Origin of the sequence: Pantoea sp. paga (assembly GCF_007558755.1) — a bacterium.
Taxonomy (GTDB): Bacteria; Pseudomonadota; Gammaproteobacteria; order Enterobacterales; family Enterobacteriaceae; genus Pantoea; species Pantoea agglomerans.
The window spans coordinates 132344-144623 of record NZ_VLTF01000008.1 but is presented as its reverse complement, the minus strand read 5'-3'; the positions used below and the strand labels follow the sequence as shown (position 1 = coordinate 144623).

14 protein-coding genes are annotated in these 12280 nt (G+C 56.2%); 5 read left to right on the top strand and 9 right to left on the bottom strand.

Going from position 1 to position 12280, the window contains the following annotated elements; all coding sequences use genetic code 11:
• Positions 1 to 112: 112 nt before the first annotated feature.
• The 3 genes from FOV68_RS18990 to FOV68_RS18980 all read left to right on the top strand — a co-directional run bounded on the left by FOV68_RS18990 (position 113) and on the right by FOV68_RS18980 (position 1562).
• On the top strand, positions 113 to 706 hold the full coding sequence (locus tag FOV68_RS18990) for a YhgN family NAAT transporter (RefSeq protein WP_003853054.1): 594 nt from the start codon (positions 113 to 115) through the stop codon (positions 704 to 706).
• Between the two features lie 83 nt (positions 707 to 789).
• Positions 790 to 1236: a hypothetical protein gene (locus FOV68_RS18985; protein WP_235188741.1), complete on the top strand. Its 447-nt coding sequence runs from the start codon at positions 790 to 792 to the stop codon at positions 1234 to 1236.
• The gene (locus tag FOV68_RS18980; protein WP_143789901.1) at positions 1233 to 1562 is read left to right on the top strand and encodes a DUF805 domain-containing protein; all 330 of its coding nucleotides are present in this window, start codon (positions 1233 to 1235) and stop codon (positions 1560 to 1562) included. Before FOV68_RS18985 ends, FOV68_RS18980 begins: the two co-directional genes overlap by 4 nt.
• Before the next feature lie 13 nt (positions 1563 to 1575).
• Here the strand turns inward: FOV68_RS18980 and gntU are convergent, their stop codons facing one another.
• The 4 genes from gntU to FOV68_RS18960 all read right to left on the bottom strand — a co-directional run bounded on the left by gntU (position 1576) and on the right by FOV68_RS18960 (position 5389).
• Positions 1576 to 2916, bottom strand: a complete 1341-nt coding sequence (gene gntU, locus FOV68_RS18975) for a gluconate transporter (protein WP_031592692.1) — start codon at positions 2914 to 2916, stop codon at positions 1576 to 1578.
• Between the two features lie 2 nt (positions 2917 to 2918).
• Positions 2919 to 3455: a gluconokinase gene (gntK, locus tag FOV68_RS18970; protein WP_010253272.1), complete on the bottom strand. Its 537-nt coding sequence runs from the start codon at positions 3453 to 3455 to the stop codon at positions 2919 to 2921.
• A gap of 140 nt (positions 3456 to 3595) precedes the next feature.
• A complete protein-coding gene (gntR, locus tag FOV68_RS18965) occupies positions 3596 to 4591 on the bottom strand; it encodes a gluconate operon transcriptional repressor GntR (RefSeq protein WP_010253274.1) in 996 nt (331 codons plus the stop codon).
• 102 nt (positions 4592 to 4693) lie between these two features.
• Positions 4694 to 5389: a pirin family protein gene (locus FOV68_RS18960; protein ID WP_010671535.1), complete on the bottom strand. Its 696-nt coding sequence runs from the start codon at positions 5387 to 5389 to the stop codon at positions 4694 to 4696.
• 349 nt (positions 5390 to 5738) lie between these two features.
• On the opposite strand from FOV68_RS18960, the gene FOV68_RS18955 reads away from it, so the two are divergent.
• Entirely contained in the window at positions 5739 to 6233 is a 495-nt protein-coding gene (locus FOV68_RS18955; protein ID WP_143991354.1) for a GNAT family N-acetyltransferase, read from the top strand.
• Between the two features lie 251 nt (positions 6234 to 6484).
• Here the strand turns inward: FOV68_RS18955 and ggt are convergent, their stop codons facing one another.
• The gene (ggt, locus tag FOV68_RS18950) at positions 6485 to 8236 is read right to left on the bottom strand and encodes a gamma-glutamyltransferase (RefSeq protein WP_031292113.1); all 1752 of its coding nucleotides are present in this window, start codon (positions 8234 to 8236) and stop codon (positions 6485 to 6487) included.
• A gap of 206 nt (positions 8237 to 8442) precedes the next feature.
• Between ggt and FOV68_RS18945 the strand changes: the two genes are divergently transcribed.
• On the top strand, positions 8443 to 8736 hold the full coding sequence (locus tag FOV68_RS18945; RefSeq protein ID WP_010253283.1) for a DUF2756 domain-containing protein: 294 nt from the start codon (positions 8443 to 8445) through the stop codon (positions 8734 to 8736).
• Here the strand turns inward: FOV68_RS18945 and ugpQ are convergent.
• From ugpQ to ugpA, 4 genes are read right to left on the bottom strand one after another with little or no spacing between them, the layout of a single operon-like run.
• The gene (gene ugpQ / locus FOV68_RS18940; protein WP_143991353.1) at positions 8733 to 9476 is read right to left on the bottom strand and encodes a glycerophosphodiester phosphodiesterase; all 744 of its coding nucleotides are present in this window, start codon (positions 9474 to 9476) and stop codon (positions 8733 to 8735) included. The genes FOV68_RS18945 and ugpQ overlap by 4 nt on opposite strands.
• Positions 9473 to 10546, bottom strand: coding sequence for a sn-glycerol-3-phosphate import ATP-binding protein UgpC (locus tag FOV68_RS18935; RefSeq protein ID WP_031592695.1), 1074 nt, complete (start codon positions 10544 to 10546; stop codon positions 9473 to 9475). Before FOV68_RS18935 ends, ugpQ begins: the two co-directional genes overlap by 4 nt.
• A gap of 1 nt (position 10547) precedes the next feature.
• Positions 10548 to 11393 (bottom strand): sn-glycerol-3-phosphate ABC transporter permease UgpE, encoded by an 846-nt coding sequence (ugpE, locus tag FOV68_RS18930; RefSeq protein ID WP_039387959.1) that lies wholly within the window; start codon positions 11391 to 11393, stop codon positions 10548 to 10550.
• Positions 11390 to 12277, bottom strand: coding sequence for a sn-glycerol-3-phosphate ABC transporter permease UgpA (gene ugpA, locus FOV68_RS18925; protein WP_039387961.1), 888 nt, complete (start codon positions 12275 to 12277; stop codon positions 11390 to 11392). The genes ugpE and ugpA overlap by 4 nt, the downstream gene beginning before the upstream one ends.
• Positions 12278 to 12280 lie beyond the last annotated feature (3 nt).

Sequence of the window (12280 nt, the reverse complement as noted above, 5' to 3'; positions counted from 1 at the left end):
TCACTCTACAAAATGCAGGCCGGGTAGCAAGTGAATTAATTCGATTACGCTAACTTTTTCAGCAGCGTAACTAATAACTCCGCTTTTTCGTGAACAACATGGCGTAAAACCGATGACTGAAATGATTTCAGCGACAATATTATTGTTGTTAATTATGGATCCGCTGGGCAATCTGCCGATTTTTATGTCGGTTTTAAAGCATCTGGAGCCGAAACGGCGGCGAGTGGTGCTGATCCGTGAAATGTTGATTGCCCTGATCATCATGCTGCTGTTCCTGTTTACCGGCGAACGCATCCTGGCATTTTTGAATCTGCGTACTGAAACGGTGTCGATTTCCGGCGGGATTATCCTGTTTCTTATCGCCATCAAAATGATTTTCCCGTCGGCGGAAAGCAGCAGTTCTGGTTTACCGGCGGGTGAAGAGCCCTTCCTGGTGCCGCTGGCGATTCCACTGGTAGCCGGGCCATCGCTGCTGGCGACCTTGATGCTGCTGTCGCATCAATATCCGCATCAGATGTCGCACCTGGTCGGCGCGCTGCTGATCGCCTGGGGCGTGACGGTGGGCATTCTGCTGATGTCAGGTCTGTTCCTGCGGCTGCTGGGTGATAAAGGCGTTAATGCGCTGGAGCGGCTGATGGGATTGATTCTGATTATGCTGGCAACTCAGATGTTCCTCGATGGCATTCGGGCTTATCTGAAGTTATAAGCGCACCTTTGTCCTTTTAACCTGACAAGCCGGCAGGTAGCCGCATTAATTCAGCCTGATTATCAGAAAGTCACGGCATTCAAATGAACAATAATATTTATATAATGAGGTTGTTATTACCCTTTTTTTTCGGCGCGCTCTATCTGATAACAGGTTACGTCTCCCTTCAGGAAGTGCTGCAGTATGCCAACAGCGGCCATTCAGGGGTGATCACAGATATGCGCAGTTATCTGGTTGCCCCGCTACTCTGCGCGTTGCTCTGGCTGCTGGTTTATCTGGTAGCCTGGTGGGGTTTCAGAAAAATTGCCTTCCTGTCCGCGGCTAAAGAAACAGCCTTTCAGGCACTATTCTTTCTGGCAAATATACTCTGTTTAGCTGGACTGACCGTATTATCCGTCTCGGGCCGGAAAGCGGCGTTGAATGACGTGCAGCTGATCCATCTTGACGTCACTGATTTTGCCTGGGTTTACTTACTTGCCGCCGCCATTACGCTGGTTGTTTTTGCTCTGATAAGAAGAAAATGGGCATGAACAGGCTGCTGCAGATTATCAAAAGCTGTCTGCTGCGCACGTTTAACTATGAGGGGCGTGAAGGAAGGACGAGCTATTTTATTTTCCTGCTGTTTCAGCTGATCTGGTTCTGCAGTTATCTGCAATGGTTTACCGGGCCACAGCATGAAATAGGCTTAGTCGCGCTACTACTGTTTATTTTGCCTGTTTTTTCCTGCGGGGTGAGGAGAATAAATGACTCTGGCTATTCACGCGGCGTCATTGTTCTTTTGGTGGTGGCGCCTTATCTGCTGTTCCCTTTTTTACTCTTCCCCCGCTCGCGGGAAAAAAACCTGACGGGCCGATAGCCCGCCGGGTTGGTCAGGAAAGCAGTTCGAAAGCAATCATACCTACGACAGCCCCGGTAGTGCCGAGAATGGTTTCCATCAGCGTCCAGGTCTTCAGCGTTTCCGCTTCGCTGGCCCCGGTGAAGCGACCAAACAGCCAGAAACCGGCATCGTTCACATGGCTGATAATGATTGAGCCACCGCCGATGCAGATCGACAGCGCCGCCAGCTGAGCGCCGCTGTAGTGCAGCGGTTCAATCACCGGCATGATTAAGCCCACCGTAGTCAGACAGGCGACCGTCGCCGATCCCTGAATCACCCGCACCGCACCCGACAGAATAAAGCAGGCCAGCGCAATCGGCAGTCCTGCGCCGGTCAGCGCATTGCCCAGCACCGGACCCACGCCGGAGTCCACCAGCACCTGCTTAAACACGCCGCCCGCGCCAATCACCAGCAGGATAATCCCGGCCGGTTGCAGCGCGCTGCCGCACACCTGCATTACCCGCTCTTTATCCATACCCTGACGGTAAGCCAGGCCATAAATCGCCACCAGCAGCGCCAGCAGGATTGCGGTGAAGGGATGGCCGATAAATTCCAGCCACTCATACAGGGTGGTGCCTTCGGTCGTGAAGCGTGCGCCGATAGTTTTCAGGCCAACCAGCACCAGCGGAAACAGAATCAGTGAGAGGCTGAAGCCAAACGACGGCAGCTTGCTCTCATCGACATCCGGTTGATGATCTTCCGGCGGCGCGCTGAACGAAACGTGGTTGCCAATGAAGTTGCCAAACAGCGGCCCGGCAATCAGCATGCCCGGGATCGCCGCACAGAGACCCAGCAGGATCATCCAGCCAAAGTCTGCGTGCATCTGCGAGGCCAGCAGCATCGGGGCCGGTCCGGGCAGCAGGAACGCCGCCGCTGCGGCCACACCGGCAAACAGCGGGATCACCAGCTTCACCAGATTGCCGCCGGTACGCCGTGCTACTGCAAAAGCGATGCTGATCAATAGCACGACTGCCACCTCAAAAAAGAGCGGCAGCGCGCAGATCAGACCGGCAATGCCCATCGCGTAATGGGCGCGGCTCTGACCAAAGGTTTTCAACATCCGGATGGCGATCTGATCAACTGCGCCGGTTTCATGCAGGATTTTGCCGAACATCGCGCCCAGCGCCACCACAATCGCGAGGAAGCCGAGCGTGCCGCCCATCCCCTTCTGCATGGTTTCAGCGATCTGATTCAGTGGCATGCCGGAGAACAGCCCGGCACCGATGGACACTAACATCAATGCGACGAAGGCGTGCATACGGGCCTTCATCACCAGGAAAAGCAGCAGCAGGACGGAGCCTGCTGCGGTCAAAACGAGTGTTGCGGTATTCATCTCTAACCCTGGCTGATAGCGTCCTGGATAGTCGCAACCGTAGCCGCCACCACATCGTCCAGTGAATGCGCGATATCCACCACCAGTACATCCGGCTCATCGCTACCCGGCTCTTCCAGCGTCGCAAACTGCGTCACCAGCATCTGCGGCTTGAAGAAGTGGCCTTTACGCGCTTTCAGGCGGGCTTCGATGGTGTCGAAATCGCCCTTCAGGTAGACGAAACGCAGGTTGTCATTTCCCTGACGCAGGATGTCGCGATAACTTTTCTTCAGGGCTGAACAGACAATCACGGAAATTGCCTGGGTGCGCTGCATGGCAAACGCGGCGTCGTTCAGTGCCTGTAACCACGGCTGGCGATCGTTGTCATCCAGCGGATGACCATCGGCCATCTTCAGGATGTTGGCGCGTGGGTGGAGAAAATCACCGTCAAGAAAGGCTGTATTCAGCTGGTGAGAGACCTGATTGGCGACGGCAGACTTTCCGCTGCCTGAAACGCCCATCAGGATAAAAACGTGATGCGACGGGGATTGCGTTGTCATTTTTCTGCTCCGGCAGGTGAGAATTTGCCAATGTTACCGATAACAATGTCGTTTCTCATTCTCCTGGCCGCTTAACAGCCTGGCAACCTTTTTACCAGGAAATGCATGAAAGTGTGAGCTGACTCATAAAAACGCCACAATCAGATGCTGCCACCTTCACTGATCTCAAAACCGACATCCAGCGGCTGGCAGGTGCTGGTTTCTCCGGCAATGCGCGCCAGCAGCAGCGCCGCGGCTTCACGCCCCATGCGGTCGCGTGGCGTCAGCACTGTCGCCAGTTGTGGCGTGACAACCTGACTGATGTCATGGCCGTGGAAACCGGCAATCGCCATCTGAGAGGGCACCTGCAATCCCTGGCGCTGGCACTCAAACATCGCGCCGACCGCCAGATCATCATTGGTACAGAACAGGCTATCTGTTTCAGGATAGAGACGTTGCGCCTCACGCAGCAGATCACAGCCAGCGCTGAATGAAGAGGCATCTTCCATCATCACACTGCGTGGCGTCAGCCCCGCTTCGCGCATCGCGATTTCGTAACCACGCTGCTTCTGCAGCGTACGTTCATCCAGGCGTGCGCCGAGGTAGACGGTATGACGATGACCTTTGCTGAGGATTGCCTGCGTCATCTGCCGGGCCGCTTCAACATTATCAAAGCCTACCGCCATATCCAGGCAGGGCGTGACGCTGTCCATCACCTCAATCACCGGGATACCGGCCACTTCCAGCATGCGCAGCGTGCCTGGTGTATGGGTGCGTTCGGTGAGGATAACCCCATCAATGTTCCAGCCCAGCAGCGAGCGCAGTTGCAGCTCCTCTTTTTGCGGGTTGTAACCAAAGTGGGCGACCAGCGTCTGATAGTTGGCTTCGTCAGTGACGGCTTCGATGCCGCGCAATACGTCAGCAAAAACCTGGTTTGTAAGTGACGGCAGCAGTACGCCAATGGCGCGGCTGGTGGCGTTAGAAAGCATATCGGGGGCGCGATTGGGAATATAACCCAGCTCATCCAGTGCCACCGCGATCTTATCCCGCAGGGCAACGGAGACCTGCTCTGGATTACGCAGGTAACGGCTGACGGTCATTTTAGTAATGCCGACGCGATCGGCAACGTCCTGTAATACCGGTCTTTTCTTCTTCATCGTAGCGCCTGGGATCGCCCTTAAAGCTAAAGTACGATGAGTCTATCACTTTTCTGTCACAAAATTGCCAACCGGGCGCGACGATGCGCGCCCGTTATCTGCTTAGACCGGTGGCAGATCAAACAGCAGGACTTCTGCAGCCGAGCTGGCTTCAATGGTCAGCGCGCTTTCGTCCCAGATCGCCAGGGCGTCGCTGGTGGTGATCGCGTTGCCATTAACGGTAACATCACCTTTCACCACCTGAATCCAGATACGACGTCCCGCATCAATCGCGACGTTGTCCTGTTCGCCAGCAGCCATTACCCAGCGCGATAAGGTCATGTCCTGAAAGACTTTCAGCGACCCTTCACGGGCATCCGGGCTTAACACCAGCTGACGCCCCTGCACATCCGGGAAGCGGCGCTGATCGTAGCGTGGCTCGATACCGGTACGCTCAGGAATGATCCAGATCTGATAAAGGTGCAACGGCTCGCTTTCGCTGGCATTGTACTCAGAATGACGTACGCCAGTGCCGGCGCTCATAATCTGGAACTCCCCTGCCGGGATCTGCTCTTTGTTGCCCATGCTGTCCTGATGCTCAACCGTACCGGAGAGCACGTAGGTCAGGATTTCCATATCTTTGTGAGGATGGGTACCAAACCCCTGGCCGCCATCAATCACATCTTCGTTGATGACCCGCAGCGCGGAGAAACCCATAAAGTTCGCATCGTGATAGCTGGCGAAAGAGAATGTGTGCCAGCTATCCAGCCAGCCATGGTTTGCGTGACCGCGTTCTTCAGCTTTGCGTACATAAATCATGTTCAAATCTCCTCAATGTTTTTTATAGTCTGTCCCTGAGGGGGTCTGATTGATAGCTGAAAAACTTCACGCCTCTGTTCAAAATAGTTGAATGAGCATTGAGCAGTGACTGAAAAGCACTGAAGAAGGGCAGGCAAAAAAAAAGCCAGCGGATAAGCTGGCTAAATAATACTGGAAGCAATGTGAGCAATGTCGTGCTTTCTCAGGCTGTCGGGCGACCTCCCGAGAACGCATGGCAATAATAATCATTATCATTCGCGTCTGTAAAGTCATTTTCACATTTTTTACTTTGATTAACGCGGTGAATACCTTGATGTTTAAAGGGTTTTAATGGACTAAAGGAGAAACCATGAGTGAAATAGTTGTCCGCCATGTCATGCCAGATGATGCTGCTGCGCTGCACAGGATCTATGGTCAGCCAGATACCCAGGCCAGCACACTCCATTTGCCCCACTCATCACTCCAGATGTGGCATACCCGCCTCGCGACGCCTCAGTCGAATGCGCATCTGCTGGTGGCCTGTATTGATGAGGAGGTCGTCGGTCAGTGTGCGCTGCATGTGGAAGAGCGTGCCAGACGCCGTCATGTGGCCTCACTGGGTATGGGCGTGGATGAACGCTATCGTCAGCGTGGCGTCGGAACCGCACTCATGCGTGAAATGGTCGCGTTGTGCGACAACTGGCTACAGGTGAGCCGAATGGAACTGACCGTGTTCGTCGATAATGGCCCGGCCATCGCCCTTTATCAGCGTTTCGGTTTTGAGATTGAGGGAACGGCTAAAGGCTTCGCAATGCGGCACGGTGAACTGATCGAAGCGCATTATATGGCGCGGGTTAAAGCCTGACGTGTGGAAGCAGAAAGAGCACCGAAGGCGCCCTTTCTGCTGATAAACCCTGACCAGGTTCGCTGTCAGTTAGCGCCTGCGCAGGAAACAGGGTCAGATCGGAAAGACGCAAAAGCCGTCATCCATGACATGCTCGGCCCGCGCCGTCCTGGCGCGGGACGCTTTCTTCTTCTGACCCAGTTCCCTGCGCATTAAGCTTATTTATTGCTGTCAGATTCACCCGGGTTTGAGTTTGTCAGCAGTTTTAAATCTCAATAACCCGCACTCAAATCATCAATGCTGCGCGGATCGGAAGCGCCATAGAGCATGCCATCCGGCCCAATCATGATGCTCTGCGTACTGCCCATCGACGGCAGTACCTTCACATGCTGACCTTTGGTTTCCAGCAGACGCAGCGTATCGGGACTGAAGCCCTTCTCCACCCGCAGCTGATCCGGCAGCCACTGATGATGGAAGCGCGGCGCATTGGTGGCTTCCGCCACGTTCATCCCGAAATCGATGCTGTTAACCACCATCTGCAACACCGTGGTGATAATGCGGCTGCCGCCAGGACTGCCGGTCACCAGCCAGGTTTTTCCCCCTTTGGCGACGATGGTCGGCGACATCGATGACAACGGACGTTTCGCCGGTTGCACCGCATTCGCTTCCCCGCCAACCAGCCCGTAGACATTGGGCGTGCCTGGCTTGGCTGAGAAGTCATCCATCTCGTTATTCATCAGGATGCCGCTGTTGCCCGCCACAATTCCGCTGCCGAAATAGGTGTTAAGCGTATAAGTCACCGCGACCGCATTCCCCTGCTTATCCACCACCGAGAAATGGGTAGTCTGATTGCTTTCATAAGGTTCGAGCTTGCCCGGTTTGATCTCGCTGGAAGGTCGCGCTTTTGCCACATCGATCTGCTGCGCCAGGGTTTTGGCATAGGCTTTACTGGTCAGCGCCTGCCACGGCACCTTCACGAAATCGGGATCGCCGAGATATTCCGAGCGGTCCGCGTAGGCATATTTCTCCGCTTCCGCCATCACCTGCATGGCATCAGCACTGCCAAAGCCCATCTTCGCCAGATCGAAGTTCTCCAGGATATTCAGAATCTGCACGATGTGGATGCCACCGGATGACGGCGGCGGCATTGAGAAGACTTCATAGCCACGGTATGTTCCGCTAATTGGCTTACGCTCGACCGCACGATAGGCCGCCAGGTCAGCTTTGTTGATCAAGCCGCCATGTTGCGCCATCTCTCCGGCGATCTCATCCGCGATTTCACCTTTGTAAAACGCATCCGGTCCCTGACGGGCAATCAGTTGCAGGCTGTGAGCCAGGTTCTTCTGCACCAGCCTATCGCCCTTCTGCCACGGTGTGCCGTCCGGTTTGTAGAAAATCGCTTTGCTGTTGGGATGGGTGATCAGCACTTCTTTGCCGTAGGTTTTCAGATCGTCCGCCAGCGCGTCGTTAACCGGAATACCATCACGCGCCAGTTTGATCGCCGGTGCCAGCAGCGTGCTCAGCGGCAGAGTGCCATATTTCTGCGCAGCCAGCGCCAGTCCGGCTACGGTGCCCGGCGTGCCGGAGGCGAGATGTGATGTCAGCGAGAGCTTGCTGTCGGCGTTGCCCTGCTTATCCAGGAACATGTCACGCGACGCGTGTCCCGGTGCCATCTCACGGAAATCGATAGCCGTGGCGCGGCCAGAGGCAGTGCGCAGCAGCATAAAACCGCCGCCGCCGAGGTTGCCCGCCTGCGGATGGGTCACGGCCAGCGCAAAGCCCACCGCCACCGCGGCATCCACCGCATTACCGCCCTGACGCAGGATCTCCACGCCAACCTGTGTTGCCATCGCATCCACTGACGCAACCATGCCGTGCTGCGCTTTTACCGGGTGAAAAGTATCACTGTCCACGCCGTAGGAGACCGGAGGAGCCTGCGTTGGCGCGGCGTTAGCGCCTGCCACGACGGTGAAACTCATCACCAGCGACCAGCTAAGCTGACGCACTGTTTGCTGCATTTTCATCCTGCCACCATCCCATATTGTTATTTACATTTTTTTATCATTTCTGCAAGTGCCTACAAATACAGCAAAATAACCGGGGTTAAGTCAAATCAGGAATAGATCGGAAAGTAAGGTCTGTGATATCGGGTAAACTTATGGCTACGACCCTGATATCGGTGTACGCGGTTGTGCACCCAAAACCCTGTCGCTTTAAGGAAGGAGGAGTGATGAAAAAGTGGATGATTATTCTGGCCGCTCTGCTGCCTTTCGCCAGTCAGGCGAACACGCTGAACAGCACTAACGATCCGAATAAACCTGGCTATAACCCCAGCCAGCAGCGGATGCAGTCGCAGATGCAGACCCAGCAGCAGCAGCAACAGCTGAAGCTGCGCCAGGATCAGCAGCGTCAGACGCAGGACACGCAGCGTAAAATGCAGGAACAGCGGAACAGCGCCCAGCAGCGGGTGATTACCACGCAGCCGGGCCAGCAGAATCAGAATCAGAATCTAAACCAGAACTAACTAAAATCGGGGCCGATGATGTCGATGGCGTCAGTACAGATGGCATCGACGCCCCATTTCAGCAATTCCCGCGCCCGATCCGGGCTGTTCACGGTATAAACCAGAATCTTCAGGCCTGCGGCTTTCAGTTCGGCGACCCGCTCAGTGGTCAGCACCTTATGATTAAGATGAATTGAGACACACGCCAGCGCAGCAGTTTTCTCCTGCCACTGCGGATCCCAGCTGTGCGACAGCAGGCCACGCGGCAACTGCGGCTCTGCCTTCATCGCGGCTTCCAGCGCCTCAAAAGAGAACGAAGAGAGCAACGGTGCGACCTGATCCTGCCACAGTATCGCGGCAGCCTGCGCCACGGCGCGTCCGGTTTCAGCGTCGCTGCCGGTGGTCGGTTTGATTTCGATGTTCGCCATCATCTGATGCTGACGGCAGCGTGCCGCCACCTGATCCAGCCGCGCCAGCTTTTCACCGGTAAATGCGTTGCCAAACCAGCTGCCCGCATCAAGCTGCGACAGCTTCTCCCACGGCAGCTGACCCGCCACGCCCCAGCCGTTGCTGGTGCGATCGAGCGTGTCGTCATGCAGCAGGAAGATCTGCGCATCGGCCGATAATTTGGCATCAAATTCAATCATCTGATGACCATATTTCGCGCCGGTGTCGATCGCAGCCAGCGTATTTTCCGGTGCCAGTTTACCGCCGCCGCGATGGGCGACGATGTGGGGATAGGGCCAGTGTTGTGTGCTCATTCCAGACGCTTTCCATGGGTTGAATCGAAGAAGTGTAACGCATCTGACGGCAGATGCAGCCACAGCGTACTGCCTGGCTGCGGACGTTCACTGTGGGCTAAGCGTACCACCAGTGGCGTGTCACCGATGCGGCCATGTGCCAGATTATCAGCCCCCAGCATTTCCAGCGTATCGACCCGCAGCGGTACGCCGCCCTGCTCGCGGCTACTGAGCCGGATGTGCTCTGGCCGGATGCCCAGCACCACCGGCCGGTTAGCCCATTTCGCTTTACTGTCGCTGAGCGGCAGAGCGTGCGAGGCGTCGAGGTCGAAGCGTGATCCATCGCTGCTGAACTGCCCTTTCAGCAGATTCATGGCGGGCGCGCCAATAAACGAGGCAACAAACTGGCTGGCGGGACGCTCATATACCTCGACTGGCGTGCCGAGCTGCTCGACCACCCCTTTGTTCATCACCATCACCCGCTGCGCCAGCGTCATCGCCTCCACCTGATCGTGGGTGACATAGAGGCTGGTGGTCTGTAAGCGGCGATGCAGCAGCTGCAGTTCCAGCCGCATCTGCACCCGCAGGCGGGCATCAAGGTTGGAGAGTGGCTCATCAAACAGAAAGACCGCCGGTTCACGCACGATCGCGCGGCCCATCGCCACGCGCTGCCGCTGTCCGCCGGAGAGTTCGCGAGGCCGACGCATCAGCAGGTGATCCAGCTCCAGACTGCGCGCCGCGTCGAGCACCCGCTGGCGAACCTGCTCTTTGCCCATGCCACGGATTTTCAGGCCATAGGCCATGTTCTCTTCTACTGACATATGGGGATAGAGCGCGTAGTTCTGGAACACCATCGCAATCCCGCGATCTTTTGGCTCTTCCTGAGTAACGCGCCGGTCGTCGATATAGATATCGCCGGAGCTGACGCGCTCCAGTCCGGCCACCATGCGCAGCAGGGTCGATTTACCGCAGCCGGATGGCCCGACCATCACCATAAATTCGCCGTCATTGATGGTGACATTCAGCGGCTGGATGATCTGATTTTTGCCATCGTAGGATTTAGTTACTGCCTGAAGGGTTACGCCTGCCATCTTATTTCTCACTCTCAACCAGACCGCGCACAAAGGCACGCTGCATGACCAACACCACCACCAGCGGTGGGATTAGGGTTAATAACATTGCCGCCATCACTTCGTTCCACTGGGTCGGTGAGCCGCTGGTGGAGATCATGCTTTTGATCCCCGCCACCGCCGTGCCGAGGCTGGCGTCGTTGATGATCAGTAGCGGCCAGAGATACTGGTTCCATCCGTAGATAAAAGTGATGACGAATAGCGCCGCCAGATTGGTTTTCGACAGCGGCAGAACGATGTCGATGAAGAAGCGCATCGCGCTGGCACCGTCGATACGCGCCGCCTCCACCAGCTCATCAGGCAGCGACATAAAGAACTGACGGAACAGGAAGGTGGCGGTGGCCGAAGCCATCAGCGGCAGGGTTAATCCGCTGTAGCTGTCGAGCAGGTTGAGATCGGCGATCACCTGCACTGTCGGGAAAATACGCACCTCAACCGGCAGCATCAGGGTGATGAAGATCAGCCAGAAAAAGAGCGTACGCAGCGGAAAACGGAACCAGACCAGCGCAAACGCCGACAGCATCGACACCGTGATTTTGCCGAAGGTGATGCCCAGCGCCATGATCATGCTGTTGAGCAGCATCAGGCCAAACGCCGGCCCGTTGCCGTTGACGCCGTGCGTCCAGATGCGCGAGATGTTCTCCCACAGGTGCGTGCCGGGCACCAGCGTCATCGGCACCTGATAGACTGCTTCGTTATCCAGCGTCGCCGCCACAAAGGCGACATAGAGCGGAAACAGGATGGTGAGCACGCCCAGCACCAGCACGATGTGGCTGAAGAGATCCAGCCCGCGTCGATTCTCAATCATTGGTATTGCACCTTACGTTCAACAAAGCGGAACTGGAGCACCGTCAGCCCGATGACCAGCAGCATCAGCACCACCGACTGCGCAGCGGACGAGGAGAGATCCAGACCGGTAAAGCCTTCGCGATAGATTTTGTAGATCAGCGTGGTGGTCGCCTGCACCGGTCCGCCGCCGGTGGCGGCATCGATCACCGGGAAGGTATCGAAGAAGGCGTAGATCAGATTCACCACCAGCAGGAAAAAGCTGACCGGCGTAATCAGCGGCAGAGAGAGATTAAAGAAGCGACGCACCGGTCCGGCACCGTCAATCGCGGCGGCTTCCACCAGCGATTTCGGGATCGATTGCAGTGCGGCAAAGAAGAACAGGAAGTTGTAGCTCATCTGCTGCCAGATCGATGCCAGCACCACCAGGAACATCGCCTGACCGCTGTTTTGCGCATAGTTCCAGTTGTAGCCGATGTGGTTCAGCAGATAGCTGAACAGGCCCAGGCCCGGATTAAACAGGAACATCCACAGCACCGCGGCCACCACAGGCGCAACGGCGTAAGGCAGCAGCAACAGCGTCTGATAGAGACGGCGCAGCCGCACCACATAATCCACCAGCGCCGCCAGCAGCAGCGAGAACACCATGCCGAACACCGTGACCATGCCGCTGAATTTTATGGTGGTCCAGAACGAATCCAGATAGTAAGGATCGGCAAACAGCCGTCTGAAGTTTTCCAGCCCGACAAAGCTGCTGGAGATGCCAAAGGGATCGAGGCTTTGCAGCGAGTACCATAGCGCTTCACCGGCAGGCCAGAGAAAGAAGATGGCGGTAATCAGCAGTTGCGGCAGCACCAGAAGATAGGGCAACAGACTGGTGCGAAAGACCGGACGAGATGAAGACATGGC